Annotated in this window: 14 protein-coding genes and 1 pseudogene; 14 read left to right on the forward strand and 1 reads right to left on the reverse strand. The window is 57.6% G+C overall.

Annotated elements, in window-relative coordinates:
* Nucleotides 1–73: 73 nt before the first annotated feature.
* Nucleotides 74–2,185: a dipeptidyl-peptidase 5 gene (locus UU9_RS13370; RefSeq protein WP_007082290.1), complete on the reverse strand. Its 2,112-nt coding sequence runs from the start codon at nt 2,183–2,185 to the stop codon at nt 74–76.
* Between the two features lie 326 nt (nt 2,186–2,511).
* On the opposite strand from UU9_RS13370, the gene UU9_RS13375 reads away from it, so the two are divergent.
* The 14 genes and pseudogenes from UU9_RS13375 to UU9_RS18425 all read left to right on the forward strand — a co-directional run.
* Nucleotides 2,512–2,952, forward strand: coding sequence for a pilin (locus tag UU9_RS13375; RefSeq protein WP_007082291.1), 441 nt, complete (start codon nt 2,512–2,514; stop codon nt 2,950–2,952).
* Between the two features lie 338 nt (nt 2,953–3,290).
* Nucleotides 3,291–3,731 (forward strand): pilin, encoded by a 441-nt coding sequence (locus tag UU9_RS13380; protein WP_007082292.1) that lies wholly within the window; start codon nt 3,291–3,293, stop codon nt 3,729–3,731.
* Between the two features lie 111 nt (nt 3,732–3,842).
* The gene (locus UU9_RS13385; protein ID WP_237710288.1) at nt 3,843–5,810 is read left to right on the forward strand and encodes a tetratricopeptide repeat protein; all 1,968 of its coding nucleotides are present in this window, start codon (nt 3,843–3,845) and stop codon (nt 5,808–5,810) included.
* Nucleotides 5,810–7,876 (forward strand): hypothetical protein, encoded by a 2,067-nt coding sequence (locus tag UU9_RS13390; protein ID WP_007082294.1) that lies wholly within the window; start codon nt 5,810–5,812, stop codon nt 7,874–7,876. Before UU9_RS13385 ends, UU9_RS13390 begins: the two co-directional genes overlap by 1 nt.
* 101 nt (nt 7,877–7,977) lie before the next feature.
* Nucleotides 7,978–9,930 carry an ABC transporter ATP-binding protein gene (locus UU9_RS13395; RefSeq protein WP_237710286.1) on the forward strand — a complete coding sequence of 651 codons (1,953 nt, stop codon included), beginning with the start codon at nt 7,978–7,980 and terminating at the stop codon, nt 9,928–9,930.
* 49 nt (nt 9,931–9,979) lie between these two features.
* Nucleotides 9,980–11,296: a polysaccharide pyruvyl transferase family protein gene (locus UU9_RS17635; protein WP_083838995.1), complete on the forward strand. Its 1,317-nt coding sequence runs from the start codon at nt 9,980–9,982 to the stop codon at nt 11,294–11,296.
* Nucleotides 11,293–12,222 (forward strand): glycosyltransferase family 2 protein, encoded by a 930-nt coding sequence (locus UU9_RS17640; RefSeq protein WP_007082296.1) that lies wholly within the window; start codon nt 11,293–11,295, stop codon nt 12,220–12,222. Before UU9_RS17635 ends, UU9_RS17640 begins: the two co-directional genes overlap by 4 nt.
* Entirely contained in the window at nt 12,219–13,406 is a 1,188-nt protein-coding gene (locus UU9_RS17645) for a glycosyltransferase (protein ID WP_156804295.1), read from the forward strand. The genes UU9_RS17640 and UU9_RS17645 overlap by 4 nt, the downstream gene beginning before the upstream one ends.
* A gap of 299 nt (nt 13,407–13,705) precedes the next feature.
* The gene (gene ispD, locus UU9_RS13400; RefSeq protein WP_007082298.1) at nt 13,706–15,064 is read left to right on the forward strand and encodes a 2-C-methyl-D-erythritol 4-phosphate cytidylyltransferase; all 1,359 of its coding nucleotides are present in this window, start codon (nt 13,706–13,708) and stop codon (nt 15,062–15,064) included.
* Nucleotides 15,051–16,322 (forward strand): CDP-glycerol--poly(glycerophosphate) glycerophosphotransferase, encoded by a 1,272-nt coding sequence (locus tag UU9_RS13405; RefSeq protein ID WP_007082299.1) that lies wholly within the window; start codon nt 15,051–15,053, stop codon nt 16,320–16,322. The genes ispD and UU9_RS13405 overlap by 14 nt, the downstream gene beginning before the upstream one ends.
* Nucleotides 16,310–17,455, forward strand: a complete 1,146-nt coding sequence (glf, locus tag UU9_RS13410; RefSeq protein WP_272941978.1) for a UDP-galactopyranose mutase — start codon at nt 16,310–16,312, stop codon at nt 17,453–17,455. The genes UU9_RS13405 and glf overlap by 13 nt, the downstream gene beginning before the upstream one ends.
* Before the next feature lie 124 nt (nt 17,456–17,579).
* On the forward strand, nt 17,580–17,852 hold the full coding sequence (locus tag UU9_RS13415; protein WP_007082301.1) for an AbrB/MazE/SpoVT family DNA-binding domain-containing protein: 273 nt from the start codon (nt 17,580–17,582) through the stop codon (nt 17,850–17,852).
* Nucleotides 17,849–18,256, forward strand: a complete 408-nt coding sequence (locus UU9_RS13420) for a type II toxin-antitoxin system VapC family toxin (RefSeq protein WP_007082302.1) — start codon at nt 17,849–17,851, stop codon at nt 18,254–18,256. Before UU9_RS13415 ends, UU9_RS13420 begins: the two co-directional genes overlap by 4 nt.
* 2 nt (nt 18,257–18,258) lie before the next feature.
* Nucleotides 18,259–18,473: pseudogene (locus UU9_RS18425) on the forward strand (glycosyltransferase family 4 protein); the annotation flags it as partial.

The following is an 18,473-nucleotide window of genomic DNA, read 5'->3' on the forward strand; positions in this document are numbered from 1 at the left end:
GAGCTCCAAAGCAGAAGCATCGCGACTGAAGTCGCTCCCACAACCCGCACCCACAGATGTCTCTACCCCGCGATTACTCCGCCGTCCACTTCTTCAACCACGCATTCACCGCGTCATGCCACTGAACGCTATTGTGCGGCTTCAGTACCCAGTGGTTTTCGTCGGGAAAGGTGAGGAATTCGCTGGGGATGCCGCGACGCTGCAGGGCGGTGAAGGCGCTCAGCCCCTGGGTAAGCGGGATGCGGAAATCCTTGCCGCTGTGGATCACCAGCATCGGTACACGCCAGTCCTTGACGTGGTTGATCGGATTGAACTTCTCGTAATTTTCGGGATGGTCGAACTGGGTGCCGCCGTTTTCCATTTCCTCGAACCACAGCTCTTCGGTCTCGTAATACATGGCGCGGGTGTCGAACACGCCGTCGTGGTCGATCAGACATTTCCACGGTTCGTTCCACACACCGGCGATCCAGTACGTCATGTAGCCGCCGTAGCTGGCACCCATGGCGCAGGCGCGGTCACCGTCGAGGAAACTGTACTTGTCCAGCGCGGCCTTCCAGCCGAGCTTCAGATCCTCCAATGGCTTGCCGCCCCAGTCACCGGAGATAGCGTCGGTGAACGCCTGGCCGTAGCCGGTGGAGCCGTGGAAATTGACCGTCACCACGGCAAAACCCTGGCCGGCGTAGGTCTGCGGATTCCAGCGATAGCTCCAGCCATTGCCCATCGCACCCTGCGGGCCACCGTGGATGATGAAGGCTACCGGATAGGTTTTGCCGGGCTGATAATTGGCCGGTTTGACCACGTAACCCTGCACGTTCGCGCCCTCGGCGCCCTTGAAGTTGAAGAACTCGGCGTCGCCGACCTGGGCATTTTTCAGGTCCGCGGCGTTGAAATGGGTAACCTGTTTCAAGTGGCTGCCATCGGTGCCCGCCAGGTACAGATCGGCGGGCCGCTTCAGGTCGTCACGCGACAGCAGCAGCTTGCCAGCCGCCAGCGAATAACCGCCCACCGTGCCCTCGCCCACCACCTTGCGCACCTTGCCGCTGGCCGTGTCGATCGCAAACAGCGGATGCTGGCCCTCATCATCCGCCGTGGCATAAAGCGTCTTGCCATCCGCCGAAATGCCCAGGCTGCCAGGCGAACGATCCCACTGCGGATCGACCTCGCGTTTTGTGCCGGTGGCCAGGTCCAGCGCCATGATCGCGAAACGATCGGCCTCGGCGCCCGGCTTCTTCATCGCAAGGTAGTAAAGCGTCTTGCCATCGGGTGACGCTACCGGATACGCGTCCCACGCCTTGTTGTCGGCCGTGAGATTGGTGGGCGCGGCCGAGCCATCCACCGGCACGCGATACACGTCGAAATTGGTCGACCACGGCTCCGTGGTGCCCGCGATGCGGACGTCGAAAAACACGCTCTTGCCATCGGGCGCAAAGGTGAACTCGCTGTCGTCGCCGAACGGTTTGCTCGGCACGTCGCCATCGATACCGCGACTGAGCAACGTCGGCTCCGCGGGCAACTGCCCCTTGCCGTCGAATCGCGCCACGTACAACTGATTGCGCCGGCCATCGGCCCAGGTATCCCAATGCCGCACGAAGAGTTTGGTGTAGAGCGTGCCGCTGGCCTTGTCCTTCTCCCGCGCGGCCAACCGCTCGTGCGTGCAGGCCAGGTTGGCGCAATCGGTGAACACCTCATACGACAGCAGCGCCCGCCCACCATCGGGCGACAACGTGTAGCCGCCCAGATCCAGCACGCCATGACTCACCTGCACCGGCGCACCGTGCCGAGCAAGATCAAGCCCTTTGCCGCCCGCCAGATCCAGCCGCCACAACTGCGTCACACCCTTGGCCGGCGCCAGGAAATAAAGGCTGCGGCCGTCATGCGACCAGCGCGCGGAGCTGCCCTTGTCCACCACCTTCACAGGCTGGCCATCCTTGCCCAGGTCCAGCACGTAGATGGCATTGACACCCTTGTTCGCGGCGTAATCCGTACTGCGCACACCAAACGCCGCATAACGGCCATCCGGCGACAACTGCGGATCACTCACCCGATCCATCATCACCAGATCGCGCACATTGAACGGATGCACGCCTTGGGCCTTGGCGAACGTGGTGTCCACCACATCGACATCGGCCGCCAGCGCAGGTGCCGCTGCGAGCGCAAGCAGCAGGCAGGCAATCAGAGGTTTCATGGCGAGTCCTTGGTAAATAAAACGCCAAGGTAACCGCGCACGCAGGGCAGGCAAAGGTGCGCTGCATCAACGCCGCAGTGTCGAAGTCGCGTCCACCACACGGGCGCGTATTTTGCGCATTCGTCCGCCGTGGCACGCTGGAATGCGCCGGAATCCGTTGTCGCCCCACCGGCTGGCAGTCGCGGATACACCTGATTCCGTGACGGCCATCTCATCCCCGAAGACAGTGCCCATCGTCCTGCGGATCCCAACCGGCCAAACGACATAATTTCCCCACAATTGGTACAAAACGTGCCTTCCCCGCTCAACTGACAGGGGAGTCCATCATGCGCCAACGTATTTCCGCCGGTTTTACCTTGATCGAGTTGATGATCGTGGTGGCGATCATCGCCATCCTCGCCGCCATTGCCATCCCGGCTTACCAGGACTATTTGATCCGTGCGCAGGTGGCCGAGGGCATGAGCTTGGGCTCGGGAGCGAAAGCGGCCGTCTGGGATTTCGTGTCCAACACGGGACGGTTTCCATCGAATAACGAATCTGCTGGATTGGCTTCCACGGAGTCCATCAGCGGCAAATACGTATCCAGCGTGGATGTGAGTCAAGGCTGGATCAAGGTGTTGTATGAGGGCCCCAAGGCCAATAGGTACATCAGCGGCGCGGACAAATATCTTGCGCTGTCCCCCGTCACGCATGCAGGCAGCATCATCTGGACCTGTGCTCCCAGCACGTTGGACAGGAAATATCTGCCGACATCCTGCCGAAGGTAAGGGTTTGAACGAAATAGGGTACGCACAAAGTGACAAATAGCGTCACAACTCGCCCGTTTCCGACATATGCCGGGCCCTCTCATCACCGCATTCCAACATTGCAAACGGCTCGTCCTACATCACCTTGTGTGCTTTCGTGATCATGGGCACAATCAGGGCACGCACAAATGTGCGGAAATACACCAGCGGCAGATATGGCACACAACCTGCTTGAATCTGCCGTGAGCTTCCTGGTCATCCTGACCGCGAGTAAGGGGAGTCCCATCCCGCCTAGGGGGTACGGGACTGGAGCTCAGGGGGCATCACCGGTTAGCTAACCAGAACACAAGGGAACCACCATGAAGAACATGCAGAAAGGCTTCACCCTGATCGAATTGATGATCGTGGTCGCGATCATCGCGATCCTCGCCGCCATCGCGATTCCGGCTTACCAGGACTACATCATTCGCTCGCAGGTGTCGGAAGGCAGCACGCTCGCCGACGGCGCGAAGACTGCGGTGGCCGAGTTCTACAGCAACACGGGCAGGATGCCGTCCACCAACGCGTCAGCTGGACTTGCTAAAGCCGAAAGCATCACGGGTAGCTATGTGAGCCAGGTTGCGGTGGCAGACGGCAAGATCACCGCTACTTTTGCAAAGGCATCGCCGCAGAAGGCCAACACCGCGATCGATACGAAAACGCTGGTGCTGTCGCCCGTTACGTCCGCTGGTAGCACTTCGTGGACCTGCAACGGCGGCACGGTCAGCAACAAATACCTCCCGTCGTCCTGCCGTAAGTAAACTCACACACTCATAGACAAAAAGGCCGCCTCGTGCGGCCTTTTTGTTTGGATCAATCTCTTGACGCGTCCTCATCTCTCAACATCGTCATTGCTCTTTCCGTTCGCATTAGTGTTGCTGGCGATCTACGTCTATTGGCCTGGTTTAAATGGTGGTTTTCTTTTTGATGATTTTGCCAATCTTCCAGCGTTGAGCGCCCCCGGACCGATCGATAACTGGTTCTCCTTCTGGCGTTACATCACTTCCGGCACCGCCGACCCCACCGGCCGGCCTCTTACGTTGTTGACATTCCTGATTGACGCACGTAACTGGCCTGCTGCCCCGTTACCGTTCAAGCGCACAAATCTCATACTGCACGTCGCTAATGGCCTGCTGCTGTTTGCGTTGCTGAACCGGCTAGGCAGTCTGTTGAACCTGGAAATTACGCGCTGCCGTAATGCGGCATTGCTGGGCGCTTCGTTCTGGTTGCTGCATCCGTTGTGGGTTTCCACCACGCTGTACATCGTGCAACGCGAAGCCATGTTGCCTGCCACCTGTGTGCTTGCCGGTTTGTTGATCTGGCTCCACGGGCGCGAACGCTTGGTCGGGGGACATCTGCGCTCCGGGCTGATCTGGAGCGTACTCGGGCTGGGTGGATTCACCGTGTTGGGTGTGCTTTCCAAGGCCAACGGCATATTGCTGCCCTGTTACGCGCTGGTGATCGAGGCGATTCTGCTGGGTTCACGACGCCACGTCCTTCCAGCGCGGGAAAAGCGCGCACATCGTCTCGTAATTTGGCTCTTCGCCATCATTCCCACAATGGGCATTTGCTTGTACCTGGTGCGTATTGGTGCAACCGGGATACTCCACGGCGGCAATGCAGGCATCCGCTCGTGGACCTACGCGCAACGTCTACTGACCGAGCCGCGCGTGGTGATGGATTACCTGTCACTGCTATGGTTACCCCGCCCGTTCTCCAGCGGCTTGTTCAATGACCAATACGCCGCATCGACTTCACTGATCCATCCGCTCTCCACCCTATGGGCGCTCCTGGCGGTGGTCGTACTCATCTCGGGGGCGTGGTGGTTCCGACGGCGTTATACGGCATGGTCTCTCGCCGTACTGTTCTTTTTCGCCGGCCACCTGCTTGAGTCCACCTCCGTTCCGCTGGAGCTGTACTTCGAACACCGCAATTACGTACCGGCCTTGCTGATGTTCTGGCCCCTGGGCTTATGGCTCGCGGACACGCGCAAGCTGAAACTACCCAAGCAGATTCTGATGATTGCACTGCCGCTGGGCCTGGCGCTGATGACGCATGCGCGCGCCACCGTGTGGGGAAATGTGCGTACCCAGGCCCTGGTCTGGGCACAGATCAATCCGGATTCGCCGCGTGCACAGGCCAACGCGGCACAAATCCTGATGCAATCGGGGCAACCAAAAGAGGCGGCTAAACGATTGCAGGCGCTTCTGGCAACCAAGCCCGATGAAAGCCAGTTGGCTTTCAACCTGATCGGTGCGCACTGCCTCACCGGCGGCATCACACAAGCGGACATCGATGCCGCGCGCGTAGCGATGCAAGGCAGCGCGAATACTGGCTCGCTGTTCGCCCACTGGTTTGAACGCACCCTGCCAGTCGCGATGGCGGGTAGTTGCCCCGGGCTGACTCCCGAGGTACTTCTTGACCTCATAAATGCGGGTTTGCAGAACCCCAGGCTGGCTGGCGCAGGGCGGCAACAAGATCTGGTCTACCTGCGCGGCTCAGTTGCACTGGCACGCCACCAGGCCGATGCGGCGTTGCTGGATTTCAGACGGGCGCTGGATCTCCAGGTACGCCCTGCGCTTGCTCTGAAGGCCGCGGCAGCGCTTGGTTCAGCCAGCTACCCTCGGCAGGGTCTGCAGTTGCTCGACCACTATGAACAGGTCAAAGGGCAAACCATGCCCGCACGCTTTGGGATGCCGATGCTGCACGAATGGGTTCTTTCATATCAGCACTACTGGCCCAACGAGCTGACTCATTTGCGTCATCAGTTGAACCTCGACGCACGCGCCGCAAACGTCAATACTGGGCCTTCGAATCCTGATCGGGGCGTCACTCGATAATGCGCGCATCTACCCGTCGCTTGCTGCCCAATCTGATTTTCGCGGCGGCGATACTCGCCACGATAGCCGTCTACTGGTCCGGCCTCAGCGGTGGATTCCTGTTCGACGACTACCCCAACATCGTCGAGAACCGTGGCGTACAGCCGCCCGATGCCAGCCTGCCTTCGCTGGTTCGCGCCGCGCTTTCCTCTCCGTCCAGCGAGTTCAAGCGTCCATTGGCGTCGCTCAGTTTTGCCGCCAATTACCTGGCGACCGGGCTCGACCCGTACTGGATGAAGTTGACCAACCTGGTCATCCATCTGTTGAACGGTTTGCTGATGTTTTTGCTGGCGCGGGCGTTGCTGGTGGCGGCGAGCAAGAGCATCGCGGCTGAAGCCGCCCCTACAGAAGCCGCTTCTACAGGATCGGGGGGGCGCACGGGCGTCATGGCGGCGCTGATTGCCGGAGCCTGGATGTTGCTGCCGATCAACCTCACGGCCGTGGTTTATGTCGTGCAGCGCATGGAAAGCATGGCAAACCTGTTCGTGTTGCTGGGCCTGATCGGTTACATGGCCGGGCGTCAGCGCATGGTGGCGACTCGTGCCGGCAAGGGAGCCGGAACGGGCCTGTTGCTCTGCATTTCCAGCCTCATCCTCGGCACCGTGTTCGGATTGCTCGCCAAGGAAACGGCGGTGATGCTGCCGCTATATGCCTTCCTCGTCGAATGGATCGTGCTGAGTTTCCGGGCGCCACCAGCAATGACTGCCGCATCAGAGGCAGGCGCAACGCACCCCACCCATCGCAACAAGTCCGACTACCGCATCATCGGCTTGTTCGTCGTGGTGTTGTTGTTGCCTTTGATCATCGGACTGGTCTGGCTGTTACCAGGACTGTTCCATCCGAGCCAGTGGTCCACTCGCGATTTCACCATGAGCACGCGTCTGCTCAGCGAAGCACGCATCGTCGCCGATTACGTCGTGTGGACCCTGTTCCCGACGCCGGGTGCGCTTTCGTTCTATCACGACGATTTCTCCGTCTCCACCGGTCTGCTGGCACCGTGGACCACGCTGGCCGGCATGCTGTTTCTTGCCGGCATGACGGCCCTGATGTTCTGGATGCGCAAGCGCAGGCCGCTGACGGCATTGGGCATCGCGCTGTTCCTCGGCTGTCATCTTCTTACCGGCACCGTCCTGCCGCTGGAACTCATCTACGAACACCGCAACTACTTCGCCAGCTTCGGCTTGATGCTTGCCATCATTCCCTACCTCGCCGCCCCGCCCCGCCCCTCTGCAGGAGCGACTTCAGTCGCGACCGCACACGACGAACACCCTGGCCAATCCCAACTCTTCGCCCTCCCCCGCTACACCCTGCTTGCCGGCCTGCTGCTGAGCTGGGCCGCCCTCACCGCCCTCACCGCGCATGCCTGGGGCAACCCGCTGCGGCTCGCCGAAGACCTCGCCACCCGCGCCCCACAGTCGCCTCGCGCGCAATACGAGTTGGGTCGCACCTACATCATCTATTCCCACTACCAACCCGACTCGCCGTTTACCCGGCTGGCGTATGCGCCACTGGAGAAATCCGCTGCACTGCCCAACTCCTCCATCCTTCCGGAGCAGGCACTGATCTTCATGAACGCGCGGATGCACCTGCCACTGAAAGACGCGTGGTGGGACAGCATGATTGCCAAGCTGAAAGCGACCAAGCCCGGGGTACAAGACGAAAGCTCACTGGGCGCGCTGACGCAGTGCGCTAGGGAGAGAAACTGCGACCTACCTCCTGATCGGATGATGGAGGCGTTCATCGCAGCACTGTCCCACCCCGGCCCCAGACCCCGGCTTCTTGCCACCTATGGCGACTACGCTTGGAACGTGCTGCATGACCACGACCTGGGTGAGCGTATGACCGAAGAAGCCGTCAAGGCGAAACCCGACGAACCAGCCTACCGGATTACATTAGTGCGCATGTTGGCAGCGCAGGGGCGGAAGGCAGAAGCCGAGAAAGCATTGCGACAATTGGAGGCGCTGAACATAGGTGGGCGGCTTGACGGTAGTTTGAGTGAATTACGCGCGATGCTGGCCCGCCAATAAGGAAGCAAAGTGGGGGAACGTCAAATAGCCGACTTTCGCTCTTCATCCCGGCTACGGCCGCGCTCCAATGCATTGGAAGCCAATGTCTTGAAAGTGCTGGGTTGACCAGTTCTTCGGACCAAGGACGGACGTTATTCGAGCTTCCCAACAGGTACCCGCCTCGTAGAACAGCGGCCACAGCCGCGAAGCTTCCGGTCACCTACCCGAAAAATCAGATACCTCATCACATCACGTGTAACCAAAGCAAAACAACGGCACACTTAAAAACAACGGCACACTTAGCCCGTTATCGCAGGCAATATGGACAGGCTACGCTGGCCATCCAAGCGCAGGGACACCGCGATTACCGAATGACAAACGACCTCAAAAAGATATGGGCAATTTTTACCCCAGCCGAGCGGCGCAAGTCCGCATGGATGCTGATGCTGGTGGCCCTGATGGCGCTGGCTGAAACCGGTGGCGTGTTGTCGATTATGCCGTTCCTTTCCGTGCTTGGCCGTCCCGACGTGATCCATCAGAACCACTGGTTGCAATTGGCCTACGACCGACTAGGCTTCGAGGACGCACGCAGCTTCCTGATCGCGCTGGGGCTGGTATCCATTGCCACGGTGCTGGGTTCGTCCGTGTTCAAGACAATCGTGTTGCACCTGCTGAACCGCTTCATCCACCTGCTGCGCCATTCCGTGAGCGCGCGCCTGTTGTCGCGTTATCTGCGCCAACCCTACGAGTTTTTCCTGACACGTAACCCGTCAGTGCTCAGCCGCAATGTGCTATCCGAGGTGGATCAGTTGCTGTTCAACCTAATCCAGCCTCTCTCGCAACTGATTGCCCAAGGCGCAGTGGTGCTGGCCGTCCTGTTGCTGGTGTTTCTGTACAACCCGCCGACCGCGCTGGCCATCGTGATCGTGGTGGGGCTGCTGTACGGCGGCATCTACGGCCTGGTGCGCAAGCGCCTGGTGCGCATCGGCACGGAGCGGCAAGCCGCCAACGCGCACCGCTTCCAGTCCTGCAACGAGGTGCTGGGCGGCATCAAGGACGTCAAGGTGACCCACGCGGCGATGGCTTACCAGGAAAAATTCAACAGGGCATCGCGCCAATTGTCGCGGCACATGGCCACTAGCGACACGCTGAGCCAGTCGCCGCTGTACTTCGTGGAAGCCGTGGGTTACTGCGGACTGATCCTGCTGGCCTTGATGCTGATGCTCAATCGCGGCGACATCGCCCACGTATTGCCAGCCCTTGGCCTATACGGCTTCGCTGCCTACCGCCTGCTGCCCTCGGCGCAGATCATGTATCGCGGCCTCGCCAAGCTGAAGTTCTCATCGGCGGCACTGGATGCCATCCACCACGACCTGCTGCTGCCCGACGCCGAAACGGCCGCCCTCGGGCCCATGCTGGCGCCAAGCGAGGAAATCCACCTGCAGGACATCTGCTACGCCTATCCCTCCACGCCCGACAAGCCCGTGCTGGATCACTTCGACCTACGTATTCCCGCGGGCACCAGTATTGGCATCACCGGCAAGACCGGTGCTGGCAAAAGCACGTTGATGGACATCTTGCTCGGCCTGCTGCAGCCGCAGTCCGGCACCATGTACGTTGACGACACCGTAATCGACGCCGGCAACGTCGCTGCATGGCAGCGCGCCATCGGCTACGTGCCGCAACACATCTACCTGGCTGACGCCAGCGTGGCGGAAAACATCGCTTTCGGCGTCGCACGCAAAGACATCGACATGGCCGCAGTGGAACGCGCCGCGCGCGCTGCCCAGATCCACGACTTCGTCGTGGATGAACTCAAGGACGGCTACGACACGTCCATCGGCGACCGCGGCATACGCCTTTCCGGCGGCCAACGCCAGCGTATCGGCATCGCTCGCGCGCTGTACCGTGACCCGCCAGTGCTGTTCATGGACGAGGCCACGAGCGCGCTGGATGGAGAAACTGAGAATGCGTTGAATGAGTCCATTCAAGGGCTATCCGATACAAAAACCATCCTAGTCATTGCACATAAAGAATCTTCCTTAAAATATTGCAAGAAAATAGTTAATCTATAAATATTTAAAATAACATCTTCCTGCAGCACCCATCAAATCCCTAAAAGAAATGCATCTATATTTAAATAATCTCCGAGAGCTGCCCAACTTTGGGTGCAGAACAACAGGCAATGCTCTTGAGGAGCTCCTTAAAATAAACAACATCATAGAAGAATATGATGCAACAGAAAGCGCCAGCGACCCGGGAGCTTGGGCTGCATATGCAAAGGTTCCACTAAAAGATGGCGGCATCGTACCCAGATCCATATACGACAAACTATTTAGCATAAGGAGAGATATTCCTAAAATATTTCGCGCGATGCAATGGATCGACAAAATATTCGGCGCAAGCCACGATTATATAACTAACGATCCGAATAAAAGCATAATAAAATATCGAAAATTCTCCAAATCAGCGCCGGAGTTGTCTAATTTAGAGAACAAAATTCTGCAATCTGAAGGAATAATAATAAATGGTGAGGGAACCTTAATTTTCGGCAACCCCACACAGAGAGATGCGCTTTACCTTCTCTTCGTTATTGCGCTAGCGAAAGAGCTAAAAAGACCCGTATATCTGCTGAACGCAATGATCTCTTCATGCCCTTATAGCGGAGAAAATCTACCTCTGCTTCGCTCAGCAAAGTCACTACTGAAGTACTGCAAATTAATCTCAGTACGTGAATCAAAGTCATACGAATATGTCGCCGCATTATCCGGGGAAAGTAATCTTCGTCACATCCCAGACGCTCTCTTCACTTGGGGGCCGAGAATAAGGTATTGCGTGGAAGCAGTTCGAAAAGAACCGAAACTATGCATATCTCACCCGGATAATTTACCAAAGACCGACCTAGTTTTCGACCGTCCCTATGTGTGCATCTCGGGAAGTTCAAGTGCTTGGCGCTACAAAGAAAAGATACACGACCAATTTGTTAAGCTCATAAACCATCTAAAGGAAGTTGGCCAAAGCGTGATTTGTGTTGAAACATGCGACGGAGACAACTTTTTAGAAAAGGCAGCAAAAGAATGTAATGTTTTCTTCCTCCCCAAAAGAACACCCATAATGGCCGCCATGGGCGTGCTGGCCGGAGCTCAGATATATATAACAGGGCGATATCATCCTGCCATTATGGCTAGCGCTAACGGTGTACCATGTATCTTCTTGACATCAAACTCCCATAAAACCACATCGATCCAACTACTGCTCGGATATGAAAATATTCGCGAGTACCCAGTTTGCCCTGACGATGACGAAATCGCGGACATCCTGAAGCATGCGAAAGAAACGTTGGCTAATAGAGTTGATGTCTCTCACCAGATTTACGGCGAATTCGAACGCAGGAGGATTGAAGCTAGCGAATACGTGAACATAGTTGAGTCTCAGTCATGAACGACGCAAAACGCTTAGTAACGGCTATCATCGTAACCTTTAATCGCCGCGAGCTTTTAGAGAGATGCCTGAAAGCCATCGCCAACCAGACCAACAAACCACAACAGGTACTCATTATAGATAATGCGTCAACTGACGGGACGCAAGAATGGGTTGAAGATTGGTTAGTTGAGCACATTCCCCAAGGACGCCTGTCCAAGCTTGACTCAAATATCGGGGGAGCCGGCGGGTTCGCTCACGGCATGGAAATAGCTATGGACGGGAGATGTGACTGGGTTTGGATGATGGACGACGATGCGGAGCCATGCCCGGATGCCTTGGAACAACTATTAAATGAGCCGCTCGATACCTCCAACATCTATTCCTCTGCGGCCGTTTCAGGAGAGAATTTAGCTTGGCCCATAATACCGTCCTCCAGCACATGCGGACCACTATTGCGATCCTCTGACCTTCGTCCCGTTATGGAGGTAAGTAGCGTACCATTTCTCGGTATATTGATAAGCGCTGAAATTATAAAGAAAATTGGATATCCCGACGCAGGATATTTCTTCCAGTTCGACGACGTTGAGTATTGCCTGCGATCAAGAAAGGCTGGAGCAAGCATTATCATAATTGGCTCAAGCCGCATTAATCACCCCCTAGCCACGCGCTATCCAGTGAAGATTCTTGGTAAAACGCTTTACACATTTCGAATGAGGCCATGGAAGCGGTACTATTATGTCCGAAATCGCATTCTTCTGGCCAAGAAACATTTCGGCCTTTCTGCCTACTATAATACAGTGCCAGCATCATTTTTTCGCTTAATTGGGACATTGATATACGAGCCTAATCGAGTTTTGCAAACGTGGGCGACTATTGCTGGTGTCTGGGACGGGCTATGGGGCCGCAAAGGACAGAGACATAAACACTGGGGATTGCGCGCTTGACGACCTCACATCATAAAAAGCCAAAGCTGCACGTGGCGATGCTGATATCGAATCTACGCGGCGATGGTGCAGTTGGAATGCTGCTTTCCTTAGCAGAAGAACTGAGCAACCGTAATTACATCATCGATTTGTTGATAGTTCGTGAAGATGGTGAAAGGTCTGAATATTTACCAGCCAATGTCAGACAGATCAAACTTGGAGCATCCCGCCCACTCCGCGCTGTACCAGCCATTGCTCGCTACCTCCGCCAAGTTCGCCCAAGCGTGCTTATAGCAAGTGAACACTATACCGGGCTGCCCGCGCTATATGCGCTTTTCCTTGCCCGAGTGAATACCCGATGTGTTATTCGACAGGACAATACTTGGGGTATGGACAGCCGAAGATTCAGAGGAAGGCACCGCTTCCTTACGCCTTGGATGGTAGATCTATGTTTCCGATACGCTGAAATCATCGCCGTATCAAAGGGTGTCGCAAGAGATCTGATCGGACATTTCCCACATCTGCGAAAGAACGTAACCGTAATTTATAATCCCGTTATTTCAGAACGCTTGATCGCTCGCGCGCGCGAACCGTTGAGCCATCCTTGGTTCGGGCCCGGAAAACCACCCGTATTGGTTGCTGCAGGGCGCCTTCAACCGGCAAAAGGTTTTGATGTCTTGATCGATGCGTTTTCCCGCGTAGTTAAGGTGACGCCCGCGCGCTTGCTGATTCTTGGCGAGGGACCCGATCGCGAGCTTCTACAGCAGCAGATCATGGCAAACAACCTCACAGACGCCTGCGAGCTCGTTGGTTATCAACATAACCCCTACCCATACATGGCAAGGTCCCATGCTTTTGTTTTGTCTTCACGGTTCGAGGGCTTGCCAACTGTCCTTATCGAGGCACTTGCGGTTGGTGCTACCGTCATAGCCACTGACTGTCACAGCGGGCCTCGGGAAATCCTTGCAGATGGGGCGTTTGGCACTCTTGTTCCTGTTGAAGATGTCAACGCATTAGCTGATGCCATGGTCGCCCAAATTTTGAATCCAAGAGCCATTCGAGCTGATTTGGGTGAGTGGCTTCGCCAATTCGACGTAGACACGAGCGTGGACAAACACGAGAAGCTTATACAAGCCACCCTTGCGTCCCCTCCGCCTCGCGCAAGGCCAATCCCGCTTAGCATTGATTGCAACACTCGAGATTGACACTGAGGGGCGAGGCAAAAGTCTTGCGCGGCGCCTCCAAGTCGGAGATCGATCCAGGCTCCCAGAAGTCCTGAATGAACTCACGGGTCAGCTTGAACGGTGCGCTTGAGCGGACCGAATTTAGGGGGGCTCTTCCGGTATCAACCCGATACGCGAAATTGGATCCAACTCAGTACGACCGAATCTTCGCGTAGAACAAATCTTGATCGGGGCGCGGTTTCACAGTGCAACCGAATACACTATTCAAGACACCAGAATTTGGTTCTGCTGGACAGCATCTTCCCAACACGAAGCGAGACATGACCACAACTCACGCCGTCGCCATTGTTCTGGCCTCAGGTTCGGGCTTGCGTTTCAGCTCGGAAACGCCGAAGCAGTTCCTGAAACTGGCCGGAAAGAGCGTGCTGGAACACACGTTGGACGCATTCGAACGCCATGTGCGTATCGGCGAAATCGTGCTGGTCGTGGCTGCTGAGCAGCGCCTTTTGACCGAGGAGATAGTGCGCAGAGCCGGCTATCGCAAAGTCACGAAGATCGTGCAGGGTGGCGCGACCCGCCAGTCCAGTTCTTCTGCTGGGGTCGCGACCGTCATGAACGATGGCGCAAAAATTCTTGTACACGATGCGGTGCGACCGCTGCTGGATGCGGCCACCATCGATAGATGCCTGGACGCACTGGATGAATTTGATGCGGTGGACACGGGCATCCTTTCCCCGGATACGGTGATCGCGACGCGCGCCGATGGCTGCATTGCCTCCATCCCGGCACGCGCTGCCTTGCGACTGGGACAGACCCCGCAGGGTTTTCGCGCCGGTTTGTTGCGCCGTGCGCATGCATTGGCGGCCACGACTTCCGATTTGAATGTCACCGACGATTGCGGGCTGGTACTGCATTTTGAGCTTGCTCCCGTAAAAGTGGTGGCCGGCGACATCAACAACATCAAGATCACTTATCCCTCGGATATTTACCTTGCGGATCGGCTTTTCCAACTGCGCACGCGCACAGCACCGCTTGCCGATAACGGCACGGCCTTGGCAGGCAAGGTGCTGGTGGTGTTCGGTGCCAGCCGCGGCATCGGCCAACGCATCGCCATGCTGGCTGCCCAGGCTGGCGCGCATGTTTTTGCTGTGTCGCGTAGTAATGGCGTAGACGTGGCCGACGAATCAGCGGTGCGCGCAACGCTGGCACGTGCTTGCGAGATGCACGGCCGTGTGGATTTTGTCGCCAATACGGCGGGTGCCTTGCACACGGGTCTGCTGGCCGGGCAGGACTATGACACCATCGATCAGCAGATCGCCACAAACGTCCGTGGCAGCGTGGTTGTGGCGCGCGAGGCATTCGAAGCGATGCGGAAAACCGGCGGCAGCATCGCGCTGTTCACGTCTAGCTCGTACACGCGTGGACGTGCCATGAGCGCGGTCTATTCAGCAAGCAAAGCCGCGGTAGTGAACCTGATGCAAGGTTTGGCGCAGGAATACCTGCCGTTCGGTGTACGCATCAATGCCATCAATCCGGAGCGCACAGCCACACCCATGCGTACCGAGAACTTCGGCAACGAGCCCGCCGACGCTTTGCTTAACGCGGACAGTGTGGCGCAAGCGACGCTATCCGCGTTACTGGCGGATGCCACGGGCGAAGTAATCGATGTCCGCCGCTAGGTGGTTGCGCGAGCTTGGAACACTCGCACTGTCCTTGCTTAACGCGCTGCTAGGCTGGTTGCTTGTGGCACCGATTGCGCTCCTGGTCCCGAAACGGAGGGACTGGGTCGCGGTGATCGGCAGACAGCATGGGCGATTTTTGGACAACGCCAAGTATTTTTTCATCGAAGCCTCAGGGGGGCACACAGGCCTGGATATCCGGTTCGTCAGCGAATACCCAGATGCAGCAGGTGCGATCACTGTCCACGAGCTTCAAGTGTTGCAATATCCACGACTTGAATCGATATGGTTTCTGTTGCGCTGCGGCTGCGCTGTGGTCGATTCTACGGATTGGAACGACCATTTTCGCCGGTTCCTTCTGGTTCGCGCACACGTCGTGCAGCTATGGCACGGTGTCGGCTTCAAGCGTATCGAGCGCGACCGCTGGCGCCACGAGGTCGGCCGTGCACGATGGGCATCGAGATCGTGGGCCTTCGCGTTGCGTATGTTTTTGTACCGCGTCAGCGGCCGGTCTGTCCGCTACGCCGCGGTGTGCTCAACCTCCGTGTTTTACCGGGACAAGGTCTTCTCTCACGCGTTTCTTGCACGGCATTTCCCGATTACGGGATATCCCCGCAACGGGTTCGCGCGTGAACTGCACGGCAGGGCGCTCGACCTTGCATGGCATAACGTGGATAGACAAGTGGTTTCACGACTCGCCGAATGGCTGGCCGTTGGCAAGCGCCTGGTATTGATTGTGCCGACCATGCGCGATTCCCTGAAGGCGCCAATGGAACTCGATGCGGCCACCATGCAACGCTTGGATACGTTCGCCAGGACACATGGCATTGAATTCCTGTTCAAGTTTCACCCGTCTGAGCGCAATGCACAGGGCATCACGGGCGACCACTTGCATGTCTGCGCCCCGCATTCCGATGTGTATCCATTGCTACCCCACTGCCATGCGTTGGTGACGGACTATTCCTCCATTTATATGGACTTCCTGCTACTTGATCGCCCGGTGCTGTTTCTCATCATGGATGGAGACAGCTATTCGCAGGAAGATCGCGAAACACAATTCGACCCTTCCAGCATGATGCCTGGGCCGCGACTCTCCAGCTGGGAGGAACTTCTAGAGACCTTGGTCGAAATGCCGTTTTCCGATACGAATAGCCCGGAACGCAGCCGTCTGCGAAAAATGGCCTTCGATGCCATGGACCAATCCGAATCGACCGCACGCCTGCTAGCTTTCATGCGAGAGCAGGGTTGGCTTTCCTAGAACGCACCCTCTTCTATGCCAAGGCCAAATCTTCCCGAATGAACCAGGAAACCACTCTCATCGTCGGCGCCGGCTACGCCGGCAGCGTCATGGCACGTGAGTTGGCCGACGCCGGCCACCGTGTCCACGTCATCGACAAGCGCCCGCACATCGCCGGCAATGCGTACGACGAACTGGACGAACACGGCGTGCTGGTGCATCGCTATGGGCCGCACATTTTCCACACCAATGGCGAACGCATCTTCGAGTATCTGTCGCGCTTCACCGAGTGGCGACCGTACGAGCATCGTGTGCGCGGCGTGGTGGATGGGGTTTCGTACCCTTTCCCGATCAATCGCGACACGCTGAACCAGCTGTATGGGCTGGACCTGGATGAAGCCGGGGCGGCAGCGTTCTTCGAGCGCGTGCGCGAACCGCGCGAGCCTGTCGCGACGAGCGAAGACGTGGTGCTCAACGCCGTTGGCCGCGACTTGTACGAGAAGTTCTTCCTCAATTACACCCGCAAGCAATGGGGTCTGGATCCCTCGCAGCTGAAGGCCGGCGTGGCGGCGCGCATCCCGGTACGCACGAACACGGACGACCGCTATTTCACCGATACGTTCCAGGCGATGCCCCTGCACGGCTATACGAAGATGTTCGAGGCCATGCTGGATCATCCCAACATCACCGTTGAACTGGGCGTGGACTTCGCCGACGTAAGGGCCCGCAACCATCACGGCCACATCGTCTATACCGGCCCGATCGATGCCTACTTCGACTATCGCTACGGCCACCTGCCCTACCGTTCACTGCGTTTCGAACACGAACATCTGCCTGCCGCCGACCAGCACCAGGACGTAGGTACGGTGAATTACCCGAATGATCACGCTTACACGCGGATCACCGAATTCAAGCACCTGACCGGACAGCAGCACGCCGGCACGTCCATCGTGCGCGAGTATCCGCAGGATGAAGGGGACCCGTACTATCCGGTGCCACGCGCCGAGAACGAGGCGCTGTTCAAGCGCTACGAAGAGTTGGCGAAGCAGGAGGCCGACGTGACGTTTGTCGGACGGCTTGCGCAATATCGTTACTACAACATGGATCAGGTCGTTGGCGCAGCGCTGGCTGCAGCGAAGAAGCTGATTGGTTGAGCGCTTGGGGGAGCCACCGACCCTTTCTTGCGGGAATCGGTGTTGGACGGTTCTGAGTTGATGTTGTGACGCGCAACCCGAGGTATTACGATGTTCGCCACCAGTAATACTTTTGGAGAGTCCCATGAGATCCACGCTTACCAGCAAGGGCCAGGTGACTGTGCCGAAGAAGTACCGCGACTATCTCGGCCTGCGGCCGGGGGCATCGGTGGGGTTTTCGTTGGGTGCGCATGGTGAAGTCATCGTCGCCTCCGCGGATGCCCCCAAGCCTGGCCGTGGCAACAAACGTCGCTTCGATGCGCTGCGCGGCACACTCGACACCGGCAAGACGACTGATGAGTTGATGCGCCTGCTACGCGGTTACGATGCCGATGCCCGCGATCCCGGCCTGAAATGATCCTGGTGGATACCTGCATTCTGCTTGACGTGGTGCAGAATGATCCGCGCTGGGGCGATTGGTCGCAGACGCAACTGGAACACGCTGTTGAGCATGGCGGGCTGACGATCAACCCGATCGTCTACGCCGAGTTTTCGGTTTGGTACGACGACATGAACCTGCTCGAGCGCACATTGTCCGACTTCGGCGTGAACTACGAAGAGCTGCCGCGTGACGCCCTGTTCCTTGCCGGCAAGGCATTCCGTCAGTACCGCGCGAGGCGCGGGACACGGGCCAGCGTGTTGCCGGACTTCTTCATCGGCGCGCATGCCGCCGTGCGGGAAATACCGATATTGACGCGCGATATCGCACGCTTTCGCACTTACTTCCCGAGTGTCGCCTTGCTCGCGCCACCCGAAGCTTGACCATGCGCATCGCTTTCCTGTGCAAACGCCGCTACATGGGCAAGGACGTCATCGCCGACCGTTACGCGCGGTTGTATGAGATCCCTTTCCAACTGGCTCGACTGGGCCACGATGTACGCGGGTTCTGCCTCAGCTATCAAGGCCACGACGAGGGGCAGTGGGAGCATGACGCGGCGCCGGGAAGACTGACGTGGGAGCGACGTCCCCCCGCATTGAG

This window comes from Rhodanobacter fulvus Jip2 (assembly GCF_000264315.1).
In the GTDB taxonomy this organism is placed as follows: Bacteria; Pseudomonadota; Gammaproteobacteria; order Xanthomonadales; family Rhodanobacteraceae; genus Rhodanobacter; species Rhodanobacter fulvus.

Excerpts from the sequence above, each read along its gene's own strand:
- UU9_RS13420 (WP_007082302.1), top strand. The coding sequence starts at position 17,849 with ATGATCCTGGTGGATACCTGCATTCTGCTTGACGTGGTGCAGAATGAT.
- UU9_RS13370 (WP_007082290.1), bottom strand. The coding sequence starts at position 2,185 with ATGAAACCTCTGATTGCCTGCCTGCTGCTTGCGCTCGCAGCGGCACCT.
- UU9_RS13390 (WP_007082294.1), top strand. The coding sequence starts at position 5,810 with ATGCGCGCATCTACCCGTCGCTTGCTGCCCAATCTGATTTTCGCGGCG.
- UU9_RS13415 (WP_007082301.1), top strand. The coding sequence starts at position 17,580 with ATGAGATCCACGCTTACCAGCAAGGGCCAGGTGACTGTGCCGAAGAAG.
- UU9_RS17640 (WP_007082296.1), top strand. The coding sequence starts at position 11,293 with ATGAACGACGCAAAACGCTTAGTAACGGCTATCATCGTAACCTTTAAT.
- UU9_RS17635 (WP_083838995.1), top strand. The coding sequence starts at position 9,980 with ATGCATCTATATTTAAATAATCTCCGAGAGCTGCCCAACTTTGGGTGC.
- UU9_RS13405 (WP_007082299.1), top strand. The coding sequence starts at position 15,051 with ATGTCCGCCGCTAGGTGGTTGCGCGAGCTTGGAACACTCGCACTGTCC.
- UU9_RS13375 (WP_007082291.1), top strand. The coding sequence starts at position 2,512 with ATGCGCCAACGTATTTCCGCCGGTTTTACCTTGATCGAGTTGATGATC.
- ispD (WP_007082298.1), top strand. The coding sequence starts at position 13,706 with ATGACCACAACTCACGCCGTCGCCATTGTTCTGGCCTCAGGTTCGGGC.
- UU9_RS13380 (WP_007082292.1), top strand. The coding sequence starts at position 3,291 with ATGAAGAACATGCAGAAAGGCTTCACCCTGATCGAATTGATGATCGTG.